The 15,802-nt window shown below is 60.2% G+C and carries 14 protein-coding genes and 1 pseudogene; 11 read left to right on the forward strand and 4 right to left on the reverse strand.

The features are described 5' to 3' along the window. Positions 1 to 1,162 precede the first annotated feature (1,162 nt). Positions 1,163 to 1,477, forward strand: a complete 315-nt coding sequence (locus NKH43_RS08750) for a hypothetical protein (RefSeq protein ID WP_352857524.1) — start codon at positions 1,163 to 1,165, stop codon at positions 1,475 to 1,477. 43 nt (positions 1,478 to 1,520) lie between these two features. Here the strand turns inward: NKH43_RS08750 and NKH43_RS08755 are convergent, their stop codons facing one another. The 3 genes and pseudogenes from NKH43_RS08755 to NKH43_RS08765 form a co-directional block, all read right to left on the reverse strand. After that, positions 1,521 to 2,615, reverse strand: coding sequence for a helix-turn-helix transcriptional regulator (locus NKH43_RS08755; RefSeq protein WP_352857526.1), 1,095 nt, complete (start codon positions 2,613 to 2,615; stop codon positions 1,521 to 1,523). 528 nt (positions 2,616 to 3,143) lie between these two features. Beyond that, positions 3,144 to 3,332 (reverse strand): hypothetical protein, encoded by a 189-nt coding sequence (locus tag NKH43_RS08760; RefSeq protein ID WP_352857528.1) that lies wholly within the window; start codon positions 3,330 to 3,332, stop codon positions 3,144 to 3,146. A gap of 422 nt (positions 3,333 to 3,754) precedes the next feature. Beyond that, positions 3,755 to 3,910 (reverse strand): annotated as a pseudogene (locus tag NKH43_RS08765) (IS110 family transposase); the annotation flags it as partial. 104 nt (positions 3,911 to 4,014) lie between these two features. Between NKH43_RS08765 and NKH43_RS08770 the strand changes: the two are divergent. After that, a complete protein-coding gene (locus tag NKH43_RS08770) occupies positions 4,015 to 4,653 on the forward strand; it encodes a hypothetical protein (protein ID WP_352857530.1) in 639 nt (212 codons plus the stop codon). 80 nt (positions 4,654 to 4,733) lie between these two features. Here NKH43_RS08770 and NKH43_RS08775 read toward each other — a convergent pair whose 3' ends face one another. After that, entirely contained in the window at positions 4,734 to 5,045 is a 312-nt protein-coding gene (locus NKH43_RS08775; RefSeq protein WP_352857532.1) for a PHP domain-containing protein, read from the reverse strand. Positions 5,046 to 5,565: 520 nt separating this feature from the next. On the opposite strand from NKH43_RS08775, the gene NKH43_RS08780 reads away from it, so the two are divergent. From NKH43_RS08780 to NKH43_RS08820, 9 genes are all read left to right on the forward strand, one after another. Then, positions 5,566 to 6,894, forward strand: a complete 1,329-nt coding sequence (locus NKH43_RS08780) for an IS1182 family transposase (RefSeq protein ID WP_352857811.1) — start codon at positions 5,566 to 5,568, stop codon at positions 6,892 to 6,894. 373 nt (positions 6,895 to 7,267) lie between these two features. Then, positions 7,268 to 7,549 (forward strand): hypothetical protein, encoded by a 282-nt coding sequence (locus NKH43_RS08785; protein WP_352857534.1) that lies wholly within the window; start codon positions 7,268 to 7,270, stop codon positions 7,547 to 7,549. A 189-nt stretch (positions 7,550 to 7,738) separates the two neighbouring features. Next, positions 7,739 to 8,110 (forward strand): VOC family protein, encoded by a 372-nt coding sequence (locus tag NKH43_RS08790; protein ID WP_352857535.1) that lies wholly within the window; start codon positions 7,739 to 7,741, stop codon positions 8,108 to 8,110. Positions 8,111 to 8,712: 602 nt separating this feature from the next. After that, positions 8,713 to 9,726, forward strand: coding sequence for an ABC transporter substrate-binding protein (locus tag NKH43_RS08795; protein ID WP_352857537.1), 1,014 nt, complete (start codon positions 8,713 to 8,715; stop codon positions 9,724 to 9,726). A 29-nt stretch (positions 9,727 to 9,755) separates the two neighbouring features. After that, positions 9,756 to 10,763, forward strand: a complete 1,008-nt coding sequence (locus NKH43_RS08800; RefSeq protein WP_352857539.1) for an ABC transporter substrate-binding protein — start codon at positions 9,756 to 9,758, stop codon at positions 10,761 to 10,763. Next, positions 10,760 to 11,365, forward strand: a complete 606-nt coding sequence (locus NKH43_RS08805) for an SCO family protein (protein WP_352857541.1) — start codon at positions 10,760 to 10,762, stop codon at positions 11,363 to 11,365. Before NKH43_RS08800 ends, NKH43_RS08805 begins: the two co-directional genes overlap by 4 nt. Next, positions 11,331 to 13,985 (forward strand): GAF domain-containing protein, encoded by a 2,655-nt coding sequence (locus NKH43_RS08810; protein WP_352857543.1) that lies wholly within the window; start codon positions 11,331 to 11,333, stop codon positions 13,983 to 13,985. Before NKH43_RS08805 ends, NKH43_RS08810 begins: the two co-directional genes overlap by 35 nt. Continuing rightward, complete coding sequence (locus NKH43_RS08815; RefSeq protein WP_352857545.1) at positions 13,982 to 14,347, forward strand: response regulator; 366 nt, start codon at positions 13,982 to 13,984, stop codon at positions 14,345 to 14,347. The genes NKH43_RS08810 and NKH43_RS08815 overlap by 4 nt, the downstream gene beginning before the upstream one ends. 13 nt (positions 14,348 to 14,360) lie before the next feature. Continuing rightward, positions 14,361 to 15,509 (forward strand): response regulator, encoded by a 1,149-nt coding sequence (locus tag NKH43_RS08820; protein ID WP_352857547.1) that lies wholly within the window; start codon positions 14,361 to 14,363, stop codon positions 15,507 to 15,509. Positions 15,510 to 15,802: the final 293 nt, after the last annotated feature.

Here is a 15,802-nt window from a genome sequence, read left to right on the forward strand (position 1 = left end):
CCGCTTCCACCAATCGTGCATGCATCAAGGTTAGTGAAGCGGATGGCAATTCTCGTCGACCGCTATGGTAGCGCCCGGACAGTTGCCACCGCCACCGCCGCCGCGGGTGGCTCGCCTTTGAGGTGCTGGCGTGTATCCGCCATTCCCCGCCCCACCCCCGGCGGCAAGACCGGCGGCCAAGCCGCCCAAAATCGCATTTGCGGCGGCGGCGTCGTTCGCTTGAGCGTTGCGGGTCGCGTTGGTGGCGCCACCGTTATCCGAAATCTGCCTCACCCAATCACTCATGCCTTGGTCTGTGGCATAGAGGTAACATTTACTGTATTTCTTGCGACAATCGGCCGTTGCCTTGGAAATGGCCGATGCAGTACTGGGCTGGGACCAGGTCCAGTAACACCACGTTGAGCTACCTGATACTCCGGAAACGATTGCCTTGTGCCCGGGCTTTCTCAGGAAGCTACTATTGTGGTTAGGCGTACACGCGTTGTAGGCGAGCTGATCCTCCCCGAGTGACACGCACCCGGTCTCAGTCAGAATTGCTAAGGCCAGCCCGCACGCTGCGAGGATCGCCAATGTCTGTCGGATGAATTGTCGCAAATCGCCCACCCCGCTTGTTGAATGGAGACAATAAGCAGTTGCTATGTGTCGCGCATGACCCATTTGGGTTGGCCCTAGAGGGATTGGTATAGAGCAGCGTTTGATTTTGAGGCAATTGGCGCCGCATTACAGAGGCGCAGGTTGAACCTTGCCCTGCTGATAGAGGCGGGGACATACCGACTGGAAGCCTGTTCTTCCTTGCTTGCGGCACGCCTGCGCTTCGAAAGTCCGACGGGCGTGGAAGCTTTCAGCATGAATGGTTGCCCACCCTCGCCCTGAGTTGCGGACGCCTTCGTCTCCAATCAAGGCTTCGAATCTGTTGCCCGAGGTCGTGGGGCCGGGAGTGTCGACTTCCTTCGCGCGTCGGCCGACCCCCAACAGGCTTCAGACAGCTCTCAGCCTGGCAGCCGAATGCGAGTTGTTATGAAAATGGTCCGGGGGCTTATCTCTGCGGGCCATTTACCCAATTGGGTCATGCCCCATTCCGCGCTGGCAAGTACATTCAGGTTGGTCGCTAGGAGCATGGCATTTAGAAGCGATCAGATTGAGCAACCTTCACGAGTGCGCAATGAATCTCGCCGCGCCCGTAATTTCGCGTCGGCATAAGGAGGGTGAAATGTCGTGGAACCTTATCTACGCACTCGCACTGTGGCTGTCCCCGATCTCTGTTTCCGCCGACTCGCTGACGACTCAGTCGGTCAACATGACCTCAATTATCCGCCTCGCCCAAGATGACTCGTGGAAAGAGCAATTCTGCCCCAGGGGCATCGCGGAAGTAGAAGCCTGTGTCTTCCAACAAAAAGGTTGCGATCTGGGTACCATCGAAGGATGTTGGGAAGTCTGCGGCCTAGAGCATTACGTCCAGGGTGGCGATCAGTGCTAGTGGCAAGCGGGTCAGTTTGAATTTTCGCCGTCGCTTGAAAGGACTATCGGCCGCTTGAGAGCCGTGTGAGGAGTGCGACCAGCTCGGACTGTCGATGCGTATCCGTCTTCGCAAAGACGGATTTCAACTGGTTACGCGCAGTCTCATAGGAAACGCCAAGTTCGTCGGCCGCCGTTTCGACACCGTGTCCCGAGCAAATCTTTCTCGCCAGTCTCGCTTCGGACGTTGTCAGGCCGAAGCAGGACTGCAGCACGGCTTCAGCCGGGGGAGGTCTCGCGTCAGGATCAATGAGAACGACGATTGCCTGGCATGGCGCGAGCGCGTTGTAGGAGACTTTCGGAAGTCGTAACGGATGGGCAAGGAGCGGCCGCCCTTCGAGTCTGGGCAACGGTACAGGGGGCATCGTTGCGGCCGTGTCCGGGGAACACAGGAGCGCTTTCAGCGATCGGTCGAGAGCTTCTGTCGCAGTTCGGTCAAAGGAGACCAGACGTCGGCGCGTGATCTGTAGACCTCGTCCCAGAAGCCTTTCCGCCGAAGCATTGGACAGGAGCACATTGCCGCTCCTGTCCAACATGATGGCAGGCGTTTCAGTCGCGCTGAAGGCATCCAATGCCGCGTCGACCCTCCCGAAACCGATTGCTCGCGCAACGGCGGCTGCAGAGCCCAGCTGTTTCGAAAGTTGCGCCAGCTGTCTCATTTCGTCTGGCGTGAACGGCCCTTGTTGGATCGACCTTTGCAGCGATAGCGCCCAGAAATCGTCGCCGGCAGCGATTTTGACTGCCGCGTAACGTTGCAGGCCAAAGGGGGCGAGGAATTCCTGGTAGTATGGATGCTTGGCGATATCGTCGGGCGTCACGAAATCGAACTCCGAGCTGACCCCTTGCCGCTCAAGGACGTTGAGCGAGCGATACCGCTCGTCGCGGTTAATCCAGCCATCGCGGACGTAGGTCTCCAAAACAGGAGCCATAGCGCGACTGCATGGTACGAGTGGCAGATGCCCCCTGATGTCGAACAGCAGAGCTCCGGCGCTTCCCGTTGCCTTTTCTGCCACTTCCATCGCGGCGTCCCAACGCGAGGGGTCGACGGCTGCCTCGGCAAAGGCATTACCGATCGCGTCAAAATCAAAAGCTGCGCCCACCGCTAGCCCCTTAATAGGTAACTGAAGCTCAGCATGGCTTCGAGAACTTTCTGATACGTCAGCCAATCATATTGAATTTGTTATCGGAGAACATCCTTTCTCGGGAGTGCCGTTGGGTGGCGTCAGCTTTAGTTTTGCTCTCAATATCGAAACGACTGGTGGCGCGAATCTGCAGAGATGCACGTTGCTCGCGTTACTGTGAGCGCTGATCACTTGGTGAGGTTTCCCGCCGGCCTTGATCCGGAGATTGCAGCTGGATGGTACGTGGCCGTCGGGTTGGATGTCGTCCTGCTTTCGAATGATAGCGATCCAGACGAAGCCATAGCATGGCCGTGCCAGAGAAGCGCTGCCCTTGTGCGTGAGCTGGCCCTAGCGGCCCCCGCTTTCGTCTCTCTCGCTGCCGGCCCCGGCCAGGTCGATCTCAATCATGCTGCGGCGCGGCGGCGCTGCTGCTAGTGCGTGAAGAAGAAGCGCAGCGCCGACACGATGCTGTTCATCGTCGGCACGGGAACACCGTCGTCCTGCTGCTCAATCTGGAACCGGCGCAGGTCGTCGGTGGTTCGCTGTGTCTGGTGAGCGCCCGAGGAACGTCGCCAGGCGTCCGATGTCGCGGAGGTAGTTGCGTTGCGTCTCCCGGGAGAAACGCCGCATGTTCATGTCGTCGATCAGCCGCTGACGAAGTGGACTGATAGGTGCATCGAGAACAGGATAGGGCATGGTCAGGCTCCTTGTTGAAGAAGCCCGTGATGCTCTGCCGCTGCCGAACCGCCCTCAATGCGAGCGCGACGTCCGGTTCGTGATCTCTACCTCACCCCACGCGCCAATCCCGCGCAGCGGGTCGTCTAATCGCTCGGCCGTCAAGGGGGTGAGTGCAAGGCAGTCGTCCTTTCTGTCCATGCTCGTTCGTTCGTATGCCGGGTACAGGGTCGTCTACGCGGTCGATGCAAAGATCGCCGCAGGATGAGTTTCGCAGGTGAGATCTTCCTATGTTCGTTGCGCAATCTGCTTAACGAAGCAGTTGCTTCCCGCTTCGCGGAATGATCTCAGCCACGTCCCGGCAGGGACGGCTCGGTGCGTCCTGTAAGAACGCTATTGGTTGAATGGCCTGAAGAAATCGTCGCAGTCGAGCGTCTGCAGGATCAGGCGGCGGCGGGCGTTCCTCCGCGCGGATCGAACAGCTCGCCCGTCCGGAGCATCGTATGCATGATCACTGCCAGCTTGCGCGCCAGGGCCACGGCCGCTCGCTTGAAGCCGAGCCGTTCTTTGAGCTCCAACGCCCAGGTTCGCAGGGTGCTGGTATACGAGGGCATCGCGGTTCAGACCGCTGGCGGATTAGAACTCATGTTGGCTTTGCGATCGGCTCATCGCTGCCGACAATCGGTGACCCATATAAAGGGGCATGTCCACGCGCCGAAAAATCAATGCAACAGCGAAGCTGATTGGAGAGTGGCGCTTAACCCCAGCTGCAACGTTTGGATCGTCCGTCAGAGCGAGGGGTATTTTTCTCGAAATACGCGCCCGCCTTCCAATGGAGTTCAGGAAATTGCTCAATATCGAGTCCCGCGTGCTTACCCTGCGCCTGTCTGAGGGCGCCGAGAATGATGTGCAGGTGGTATTCGGGATCGTATCCGAAGCACTGCAGAATATCGAAGACCTGCCCGTAATTCCCCGTGAAATCGAGGACATTCTGACGATCTCGACGGCCGAACGGCACCGCTGGCTGAAAGATGGTCGCTTGCAGAGCGCCGGGACGAAAACGGTGAAACTTCGCGGGCGGGCAAGGAACATCACCTTTCACGTGTTCGACCCGCAGCACGTGGAGGATGTGCTTGACCGCGACCTGGTTACGGTCTGGCGCGAACAGGACGCAGCGACAGCTGCAGAGAATAGGCGGCGAGCCGCGGGGAAGGCCGCTATGAAACGTGCTCAAAGAAGCGGGCGCGGAACTGCAGCTTCAGCTGGCCATGGCCCCGATGAAAACTCGCACTCCAGTTTGCGCGGCTGGGAAGATTTTGAGAATGACGGACTCCTGCGCTGATAGGCCGGGCGCACAGCCAGGTTAGGACATTTGCCTGCGCCGTGCGAGATGCGCAAGGAGGGCCGTCAAACGCATCGCGTTCAGGACCCGCTTCGCAGGGACGCCGCCCTTGCGCGCCATCTCGACACCCCAATGCATGTGGTCGAGTCGAGGTCGAGTCGCCACGGATGTGCGTTGAGTTCGACGGCTACGCCGTGTTTCGCACACGCTTTGAGGACTTTGTCGATGTCGAGATCATAACCGGGCCGGCGCAACAGCTGGCGACCGGTCATGTGCCCGATGATTGTCGTCCGAGGATTTCCGATGGCCTCGATGATACGCTCCGTCTGTTCCTTCTTGGGCAAGTTGAAGCGGCTGTGCACGCTCGCGACGACGAAATCGAACTGCTCCAAGATATGGTTCGGATATCCGGGTGAAGTGTCCCACACTTTAGGATAGCCGGCTGGTGCTGATGCTCTGCAGGGTCAGCGCGCAAGCGGCTCATATGTTCTAGGTGAATGCGATTGGCGACCGCAGTGCCTACCAGTAGGTGGGTAATCTCGTCAGCGAAGTGAGCGTCCCGCATCAGCCGAAGCGGGTCATCTGGCTTCGGTGCGAGTTCGAAAAGTTGCTCGTCGCCACTGAACACCAGAAACAGGCGGTAGACGTCTCGAATGCCAATCGACGAATTCAGCTCGAAATTATTCCGTCCGTAGGTGGCCAAATAGCGTCTCCTTGTCTTTATGGCTTGCCATAATAGCTTTGGCTGCCACTCCCAGACTAAACTGGGTGTCCGCTTTTAACCGATAGTGTTGAAAAAGTCCGGCTGGAAGTCGTTCTGAAGCACTGATTCAGTCTCCTTGGGAAAAGGAGATTGAGTCGATGATGGGCGAGCGGACCGTGATGCAGGAAGCGCTGTTCTACTAGTTCAGCATCGAACGTCACGTGCCATCAGACCATCTGCTTCGCTCGATTGACCGGTTCGTCGACCTGTCCGAACTGCGCTCGCATCTGCGGCCGTTCTATAGCGAGATCGGCCGGCCCTCGATCGATCCGGAACTGATGATCCGGATGCTGATCGTCGGCTACTGCTTCGGCATCCGCTCCGAGCGCCGGCTCTGCGAGGAAGTACATCTGAATCTCGCCTATCGCTGGTTTTGCCGGCTTGGCCTGGAGGGTGATGTCCCGGACCATTCCACTTTCTCCAAGAACCGGCACGGCCGCTTTCGCGACAGCGATCTGCTGCGCGAGTTGTTCGAGACTACGGTTCGCCGCTGCATCGAAGAAGGTCTCGTCGGCAACGAGGGCTTCGCCGTCGATGCCAGCCTCATCAGAGCGGACGCCAACAAGCAGCGCTCAGCCGATGGATCGGAGCAGGTCGACTGGGAGACGATGGCGGCAACACGCCGCTCGGTACAGGAGTATCTCGACACGTTGGATGATGCCGCGTGGGGTGCAGCCAGCGAGGTGAAGCCGAAGTTCGTGTCGAGGTCCGACCCAGCGGCGCAGTGGACCGGAGCGATGAAGGGGCATGCCTTCTTTGCCTATGCCACCAACTATCTGATCGACCTGAACCACGCCGTCATCGTGGACGTCGAGGCGAGCCGCGCAATCCGGCAGGCGGAGGTCGGTGCACGTACCATGATCGAGCGCGTCCAGGATCGCTTCAATCTCTATCCGGAGCGGCTGGCCGCCGACAGCGCGTACGGTTCGGCCGAGATGCTGGGTTGGCTCGTGCACGAGCGCGGGATCGAGCCGCACATCCCGGTCTTCGACAAGTCGGAGCGTCGCGATGGGACCTTTGAGCGGGCAGAGTTCAGCTATGATCGCAGGCGCGATCTCTACACTTGTCCAGGCGGCAAGGAACTCAGGCAGTATCGTCGGCGCTTCACCTCACCCCGCGACGGTGTCGACGACGAGGGCTTCATGCGCTACCGCGCCAGCAAGCTCGACTGCGACGCCTGCGCTCTCAAACCTCGATGCTGTCCGAACGCTCCAGCCCGCAAGATCCTGCGCTCCATCCACGAGGGTGCGCGCGACATGGCCCGTGATATCGCCGCCACCGACACCTATGTGACCTCGCGCCGCGAGCGAAAGAAGGTCGAGATGCTGTTTGTGCATCTCAAACGCATCCTGAAACTCGACCGCCTGCGACTACGGGGACCGAATGGCGCCCGAGACGAGTTCCACCTGGCAGCCGCCGCCCAGAACCTCCGGAAACTGGCCAAGCTGATCCCGGTGCCGATGCCGAAACCGGCGTGAGAGGCCCTGGCCTTCGAACATCCTCAAATGGCGACAAACGAACACGCTGTCATCAGTCGACTTCTTCAACAAAATCAGCCCGTTCAAGATGATCGGTGAATGTCTCGAATTGGGCGCAAGGCGGCTGTTTCATGCGCGAACGCCTGAGAAGCGAGTGCCATTAACCATCGATTAACTATCCGGTCGCCTTTAGTTCAATTTTGCAGCATACTGATTTTGGTAGCTAGTCTGCCAAAGGAGACTGGAACAAGAGGGTAATTCCCCTGTTCGCGCACCTTCCACTTTCACGACAGTCGAAACTGAAAAAGGAAGCGACGGAACACCGTCGTCTCATGGGGAGGCGCCAGCATCACATTTGATGAGGAGCGCCAGAATGAACATCGAAGACGCAGTCACGGCAGTGACGTCAGACGCGAGCGCGCTCATGTCTTGCCTCGGCCAGCCAGTTGTCGCCTACCACGTCACGGAAATCATGAGAGAGGCGGACCTGGCACACGCCCGGGAGATGCAGCTCGCGCTGGTGCGGCGAAGCATTGAGGCTCTTGTCGATGACGGCCTGGAAGGCGCTACCGCTGAACATTTTGCATCCCTGTTCTACGGCCGCATCGGCTTGACCTGGAGACTCCTGCACGCATCCGACGGCGCAGCGCATTGATCAAGACCAGCGCGGTCTTGGTCAAGGTCGGCTTCGAGGCGCACTGCTGACGGGCATCATTGGTGAAGGTTTTCCAACACGGGGCCGAGTGCCGGCCCCGCACGCACGCTCGCGCCACTGCTCCACCGACAGGGAAACCTTTGCGCGAGTTGACTGTTGTTGTAGCTACAAGACAGAGGAGAAGGTCGAATGGCATCCGTCCGATACATCGTTGCGGACGTCAATGAGGCGGTCGCGTTCTATCGAGACAATCTCGATTTCAAGATCGACATGCATAATCCGGGTAAGTTCGCCGCGCTGCTGCGCGACGAGTTGACGCTGTATCTCAGTGCCCCAGGTGCGGGGAGCGGTGGTCAGGCGGGCGGCGATCCGAAGCCAGGCGGGTGGAACCGATTTATGATCGTTACGAACGAGATCGATGTCCTCATTGAGCGGTTGCGCCGGGCTGATGCAAGATTCCGCGGCGAAATCAGCGACGGCGGTGCCGGTCGCGCCATCTTGCTCGAAGATCCATCGGGCAACGTCATCGAGCTATTCGAGTTCAAGAAGGACCGAGCCTGACGTAGAGCTTGGCGGCGGGCGGTTAGTTTTGGTATGTCTGCTCATGGTCATGCCGCGTCCCGGTAACGGACAGTCCGATCATGGGTCGGCCTATTTGGAAAGGGGACGTACGCGGTCGGAGCGTCATCGTTCGGCAGGTCTCGATCAGCGGCGTGCGCGCATCGGGGCCGGCCACGGGACGCCAGCTCAACCCCGACCACTAAACACCTGCCAAACGATCAGAGCGTCTCGGGCGCGGCGGGGGGCCGTATAGCGGAATGGCGGCTTTCGGCGTCCGAAGAACGATAGCGGACGTTCAGCGGGTGGGTCGACGTGGCTATTCACGGCCGCGCAAACAGTCTCCGTTACAGCGAGGTGCTGGCGGGATGTTTGGCGTAGTGAGGATTGCGCTCGCAACCTACGCAAATTGGGCGTAACGTCGGTATATCGTCGGTTGCTAATTCATGAGCCGGCGACTGAGAGCGCAAGACTCCCGCATCGGACTAGGCGCGCTAGGTTCCGCAACCACTCGTCGCGCTCACCAGACCAACTGCCTCTGCCGAACCTCTTTTGCTCGGTTCCGGCCAGTATTGCCTTTTGCCAATCGGAAGAGGAGCGTTCTGATGCAGATCATCCAAACCCGCCGCCGATTCCTGGCCGGCGCTGCAATGGCAGGTGCTGCCGGTATCGCCGGGCTTCCAGAGTCACTACACGCGGAACCGCCGCTGGAAACGACCACGGTTCGTCTGCCGCGGCGGGTTGGTGGTTCCTACTGCTGGGCAGGCGCTTACATCGCCGGGGAATTGATGCGTGCAGATGGCTTCACAGACGTTCGCTACGTAGAAGGCGATATGAGCGTCGACCAATCGGAGTGGATCGCACGCGGTGAGACGGATTTCTCGGTCAACTTTCCGCCGAATCAAATCGCGTCGATCGACGCTGGCGTGCCGATCAAGGTGCTAACCGGGTTGCACTCGGGATGCCTCGAACTGATCGCCAACGAGAGCATCCGCAGCGTCACGGATCTGCGGGGCAGGAGGGTGGGCGTTGATGGTTTCAACAACTCGCGACACGTGTGGCTGTCCCTCATGTCCGCCTATGTCGGACTCGATCCCGTGAACGATATCCAGTGGGTCCTGACTGACAGTGCCACCCCGACGGAGCTCTTCGTCCAAGGAAAGATCGATGCATTCCTGGGGACGCCGCCCCAACCGCAGGAGCTGCGCGCCAAGAAGATCGGCCACACGATCCTCAACAATGCCGTTGACCGCCCATGGTCACAATATTTCTGCTGCATGATCTCCGCGACGACTGACTACGTGACTAGGTACCCGGTGGCGACCAAGCGGGTGTTGCGATCCATCCTCAAGGCCGCCGACCTCTGCGTGTCGGATCCGGACAGGGTGGCACAGCAGATGGTCGATCGCGATTTCGTCCCGTCGTATGACTACGCGCTCCAAACTCTGAAGGACATTCGGTACGACCGCTGGCGGGAATTCGATCCAGAAGACTCCCTGCGGTTCTACACACTGCGCATGCAGGAGACGGGCATGATCAAGTCGAGCCCGCAACAAATTATCGCCAACGGAACGGACTGGCGCTTCCTCGACGAGTTGAAGCGTGAGCTGAAAACCTGATCCCATCTGTCTCGAGGGGAGACGTAGATATGCAAATCATCCAGAGCCGCAGGCGCTTCCTGGCCGGCCTGACGGCTGCCGGCACCGCAAGCCTCGTCGGCGCTCCAACTCGAGTTCCTGCCGAGCCTGCGCCGGAGACCACACGCATTCGCTTGGCCAAGATGCCTAGCATCTGCGTGGCGCCACAGTATGTTGCTGAGGACCTGCTGCGCGCTGAGGGCTTCACCGAGGTTGCCTATGTCGCCACAGGCCCCGGTGCGGCCACGGCCTCCGCGGTGGCGAATGGCGAGATCGACTTTAGCCTCAACTTCGTGACAAATTCGATCGTCGCCTTGGACTCCGGTGCGCGGCTCACTCTGCTCGGCGGCGTCCATCCCGGTTGCTTCGAGCTGTTTGCCAAGCGCGGGATCGACAGCGTCGTCGATCTGAAAGGCCGGAACGTCGGCGTCCAGGGGCTCGGTTCGGGGCCGCATCTGTTCCTCGCCAGCATCGCGGCCTATGTCGGGCTCGATCCGGCGCGCGACATCAACTGGGTGGTGGACCCGGCGGTCAAGCCCAAGGAGCTGTTCGCGCGGGGCGACATCGATGCGTTCCTGGGCTTTCCGCCGGACCCGCAGGAATTGCGGCGCAGCAAGGTCGGGCACGTGATCGTCAACAGCACGGTGGACCGACCTTGGTCGCAATATTTTTGCTGCATGCTGTCCGGCAACAGCGATTTTGTGGCCGCGCATCCGGTTGCTACCAAGCGGGTGCTGCGCGCCATCCTCAAGGCCGCGGATCTATGCACCGCCGCGCCGGCCCTGGTTGCCGAGCGCTTGGTCGCGGGCGGATTCGCCAGCCACTACGATGATGCGTTCGCAGCGATCAGCGAGTTGCCCTACCGGAAATGGCGGGACTACGATTCAACTGACACCGTCCGCTTCTATGCGCTGCGGCTGAAGGAAATCGGTTTGATCGGCTCCACACCCGACAGGATTATCGCGGAAGGTACGGACTGGCGTTTCCTTAAGGAGCTCAAGCGCGAGATGAAGACGTGAGCCGCTGGTCGACGCGTGCGTTGCTGCTCCTCGCCCTCGTCGCTGAGCCTGCGCACACCTCTGCGCACGAAGCGTCAGCGCCCGCCGGGGACAGCGAGCGCCTCCCGATGATGGGCGCTGCGCCGGATTTCACGCTGATATCGCAAGACGGCGGACCTGTGTCACTGCACGACTTTCGCGGCAAGGTGGTCGCCATCTCGTTCATCTATACGTACTGTACCGACGTCTGCCCAATGCTGACCGCCCACTTGGCCAGCGTGCAGGAGCAACTGGGCTCTACGTTCGGGTCGAAGATCGACTTCATTTCGATCACGGTCGACCCAGAGCGGGATACGCCCGACGTGTTGAAGGAATATGCGCAGAATTTTGGCGCCGATCTGAAAGGCTGGTCCTTTCTTACCGGTGATCCGGCCGTCGTCCATGAGGTGGGACGGAAATACGGCGTCATCGCGAAGAAAACGGCGGATGGTGACGTCGACCACATATTGCTGACGTCGCTCGTGGACCCGGACGGCATCTTGCGAGTACAGTATCTTGGTGTCCGGTTCGACCTGGAGGAGTTCCGGGATGACCTTCTCAGCCTCTTGGACGAATCCAAGTAACATAACGAACCGGCTAGTCGGCTGGGTTGCCCGGCTGCCGGCGCGCGTCCAGACCAAGCTCTTGATCTCGTTCCTGTCGATCGTCGGCCTGTTGATCGTGCTGGGGGCCGTCGGGTTGCAGGTGCTGAGTGGGGTCAATGATCAAACAAACGAGCTGATCAAGCTGCAGCGCAGGATCGCGGCCTATCGCCAGGTGCAGCACGATACGACCACCCAGCTCTACGGCATCTCCACTGCCCTGTTGCTTCAGGACGACCGGATGCTGGATGGGGCGCTGCGCCAGCTCAACCAGTTTGGCTACGACCTCGACCGCATGGAGTTCGTCGCTGAAACTGAGGCGGAGGTGCTTGGCCAGGTCCGACAGGAATACGAACGGCTTGCGGCCGGCGTGACGCATGTCGCGGAGCTCTTCCGCGCCGGTCGCACGGAGGAGGCGCGCAAGGTTCAGCTCGATGAGATCATGCCGTCGGCCGACCGCCTCGAGCGACTGACGAACCAGCTGGTCAACATGGCCGAAGCCGACATGGTCGCGGCCATCGAAGCGAGCGAGGGGGCGTACGGCACCTCTCGACTGATCGTGGTCGCTTTTGCTGTGGGCAGCATCCTGTTCGCGCTTGCGCTTGGCTACATCATCTCCTGGTCGTTGATCGAACCGGTCAAGAAGATCGAGACGCGTCTCAGCCAGATAGCGGCCGGCGACTTCGCCCAACAGGTTGCCGTCGCCAATCGCGACGAACTTGGAGTACTCGCCGCTAATGTCAACCAGACCTCCGACCAGCTCGGGCGCCTGTATCAGGAGATTGAGACGCGCACCCAGCAGCTCGACGAAGCCCTTCAGCAGCAGACAGCCACAGCAGACGTTCTGAAGGTCATCAGCCGCTCTACCTTCGATCTGCAGGTCGTGCTCGACACGTTGGTGGAATCGGCTGTCAGGCTCTGCCGTGCCGACAAGGGTGGTATCGTGCAGTTGCTGGATGGCGTATTCCGCTATGTGTCGACGCATGGCTACCCGCCCAGTTTCCGTGCTTATGTCGACGCCAATCCACTTCCAGCGCTTGCCGCAGGCCGAGGCTCCGCCGTAGGGCGCGTAATCGAAGAACGGCGGATCGTGCAAATCGAAGACGTGACCGCTGATCCGGACTACCGCGTTGCCTTGATCGCCGAGGCAGGCGGATTCCGCACCGTCCTTGCTGCCCCGCTGTTACGGGAAGGTGATCTCGTTGGCGTATTCGTCATGACGAGGGTTGAGCCGCAATCTTTCAATCCCAAGGAGATCGCGCTCGTCGAGACATTCGCCGACCAGGCGGTGATCGCCATCGAGAATGCGCGGCTCTTCGAGGAGGTGCAGTCACGGACGCGCGAGCTTGCCGCGTCTGTTGGTGAGCTCGAGGCGCTTGGTGAGGTGAGCAAGGCGGTCAATTCGACGCTGGATCTCGACACCGTGCTGAAAACGATCGTCGCCAAAGCGGTCCAGTTGTCGGAGACGGACGCTGGCACCATCTACGTGTTCAACAGCACTCGGCAACAATTCCGTCCGCGCGCAAACTTCGGTATGAGCGATGAGCTTATAGCCGCAGTCTCGCACCAGACGATCGGGCTGGCCGATATGGGGATCGGCGATGCACCCGGGCGCTGCATGCCGGTGCAGTTTCCCGACCTCAGCGAGGAGACCTCATCCTTGCTTGTAAGAAAGACGGTCGTCCAAGCCGGATATCGCAGTATCCTGATCGTTCCGCTGCTGAGGCCCAACAAGATCGTCGGTGCCCTGGTCGTCAGGCGCCATAAGCCAGGTGTCTTCCATGAGCAAGTTGTCCACCTGCTGGAGACCTTCGCTGCCCAATCGGTGCTCGCGATCCAGAATGCCAAGCTGTTCCGCGAGATCGAGGAGAAAGGCCGGGAGCTGGAGGCCGCCAGTCGCCACAAGTCCCAGTTCCTCGCGAATATGAGCCACGAGCTCAGGACACCGCTCAATTCGGTCTTGGGCTTCACAGAACTGTTGGTCGACGGCATCTACGGCGAACTCCCGGACAAGGCGAAGACGACCGTCGCGCGCGTGCAGGCAAACGGCCGTCACCTCCTCGGGCTCATCAACGACGTACTTGACCTGTCCAAGATCGAAGCCGGCCAGCTCACGCTGGCGATCGAGGACTACTCGGTCGCGCAGGTTGTTCGATTGACCGTTACGGCTGTCGAGCCGCTGGCACGAGCGAAGGGTCTTGAGCTTTCAACGACTGTTGCCGAGAACCTTCCAATCGGCCGCGGGGACGAACGCCGTTTGACGCAGGTCCTGCTCAATCTTGCAGGCAATGCCGTCAAGTTCACCGAAACGGGTGCGGTCGAAATTCTTGCCGATGCGATCGACGGGCACTTCGAGATCACCGTCCGGGATACGGGTCCCGGCATCGCGTCCAAGGACCAGGCTCTCATCTTCGAAGAATTCCAGCAGGTCGACAACAGCAGCACCAGGCAGAAGGGTGGCACAGGTCTCGGCCTGGCGATCACAAAGCGCATCGTCGAAATGCATGGTGGGACAATAGACGTCGAGTCCGTGCTCGGGTCAGGATCGACGTTCCGGCTGAAGATACCAATCCGGGTGAATGAGGACGCGAGGGCGGCATGAGCAAACGAATCCTGATGGTGGAAGACACCGAGGACAACCGCCAGATCATCCGCGATCTCATCGCCACCACCGAATACGAACTGATCGAGGCGGCGGACGGCGCCGCCGGCATCGCTGCAGCGGGAGCGCACAGGCCAGACCTGATCCTTATGGACATTCAGCTCCCGGTGATCGACGGGTATGAAGCGGCCCGTCGCATCAAGGCTGACCAAACGGTGCGGCACATCCCGATCATCGCCGTCACCTCCTACGCGCTGTCGGGTGATGAGGCGAAAGCCCTTGCTGCAGGCTGCGATGGCTACATTGCCAAGCCCTTCAGTCCGCGCGAGCTGCTCGCAATGGTTCGGCAGTTCCTTTCCTGAAGGAGACAAGGTCTTGCATGATCCGCCCCGCATTCTCGCGGTCGACGATACTCCGGAAAACCTCGAGATCCTGCGCATGCGCCTCGAGGCGAATGGCTACGAAGTGGCGACCGCCGCCGATGGTGAAGAGGGGTTTGCAAAAGCTCGCGAACTCACGCCGGATCTGATCCTGCTCGACATCATGATGCCGAAGCTGGACGGTATCAGCGTGGTTCGCCTGCTCAAGCAGGACATCTCTCTGCAGTTGATTCCGGTCATCCTCGTCACCGCGAAGGCCGATACGCGTGATGTTGTCGAGGGGCTGGACGCCGGGGGTGACGACTACCTGACAAAGCCCTTCGAGCACAGGGCGCTGTTGGCGCGGGTGCGCTCGATGCTGCGCCAGAAGGCGCTTCACGATACCGTCGCAAGTCAGGCCCAACTCCTCCAGGAACAAGCCGCACAGCTTTCCAATTGGAACCGCTCGCTCGAGCAGACCCTGGCGGATCAGGTGATCGAGATGGAGCGAATGGGCCGACTCCGGCGTTTCCTGCCCGAGCAAGTCGCCGACCTGATCCTTGCGGCGGGAAATGGCGACGCGCTTCTGCAAAGTCACCGTCGCGAGGTGACCGTTGTCTTTTGCGATCTACGCGGCTTTACAGCCTTCGCCGAAACTGCCGAACCCGAGGAGGTGATGGCGGTTCTTGGCGAATACCACGCCTGTCTTGGTGAACAAATCGTCCGCCACGAGGGAACTCTTGAGCGGTTCGTGGGCGACGGTATCGTCGTGGTTTTCAACGATCCACTGCCCTGCGCCGACCATACCGAGAGAGCCGTCTGCATGGCTACGGCGATGCGTGATGCGATTGACGAGCATTCGGAGCAATGGCGCAAGCGCGACCACTTGCTCGGCTTCGGAATCGGCATCGCCCGAGGCCATGCAACCATCGGGCGGATCGGTTTCGATCAGCGCGCCGACTATGCAGTGATAGGCACGGTGTCGAACCATGCCGCCCGATTGTGCGAGGAAGCCGGGCCGCGCCAGATTCTCGTCAGCCAGCGGGTCGTTGGTGCCGTCGAATCACTGGTTGAGTCCGTCGCCGTTGGCGAACTGACGCTGAAGGGTTTTCGCCGCCCGATGCCCGCCTATGAAATTGTGCGGTGGATCGGTCGGCCAAGCTAAGGATCACTGTGCCGAATGAGATAGATCGCCTCCTGCGCATCGACTGAATGGGGCAATACAAGGATACCGGCAGCTAGACCGATCAGCGATCGGATGGCCTTGAGTTCCATGGCCGTTGCTCCTTGTTTCCGCCTCGCTCGAGGGAAACACGTTAGCTCGTCGGGCACGTTACAGATAGCCGGTTGGCTTCTTTGCCAAAAGGCGCGACAGGAGTTTCCCGAAGTCCAGCCCAATCTATGACAACGTCTGGACAAGATGGCCGTAACGGATGTGCAGCGTCCGTTCGTGGCAGA

This window comes from Mesorhizobium sp. M1163 (genome assembly GCF_040318415.1).
Classification (GTDB): Bacteria; Pseudomonadota; Alphaproteobacteria; order Rhizobiales; family Rhizobiaceae; genus Mesorhizobium.

What these genes read in the sequence shown, in the direction of transcription:
- NKH43_RS08750 (WP_352857524.1), top strand. Translation starts at nt 1,163, where the DNA reads ATGAATCTCGCCGCGCCCGTAATTTCGCGTCGGCATAAGGAGGGTGAA.
- NKH43_RS08760 (WP_352857528.1), bottom strand. Translation starts at nt 3,332, where the DNA reads ATGCCCTATCCTGTTCTCGATGCACCTATCAGTCCACTTCGTCAGCGG.
- NKH43_RS08770 (WP_352857530.1), top strand. Translation starts at nt 4,015, where the DNA reads ATGTCCACGCGCCGAAAAATCAATGCAACAGCGAAGCTGATTGGAGAG.
- NKH43_RS08785 (WP_352857534.1), top strand. Translation starts at nt 7,268, where the DNA reads ATGAACATCGAAGACGCAGTCACGGCAGTGACGTCAGACGCGAGCGCG.
- NKH43_RS08790 (WP_352857535.1), top strand. Translation starts at nt 7,739, where the DNA reads ATGGCATCCGTCCGATACATCGTTGCGGACGTCAATGAGGCGGTCGCG.
- NKH43_RS08795 (WP_352857537.1), top strand. Translation starts at nt 8,713, where the DNA reads ATGCAGATCATCCAAACCCGCCGCCGATTCCTGGCCGGCGCTGCAATG.
- NKH43_RS08800 (WP_352857539.1), top strand. Translation starts at nt 9,756, where the DNA reads ATGCAAATCATCCAGAGCCGCAGGCGCTTCCTGGCCGGCCTGACGGCT.
- NKH43_RS08810 (WP_352857543.1), top strand. Translation starts at nt 11,331, where the DNA reads ATGACCTTCTCAGCCTCTTGGACGAATCCAAGTAACATAACGAACCGG.
- NKH43_RS08815 (WP_352857545.1), top strand. Translation starts at nt 13,982, where the DNA reads ATGAGCAAACGAATCCTGATGGTGGAAGACACCGAGGACAACCGCCAG.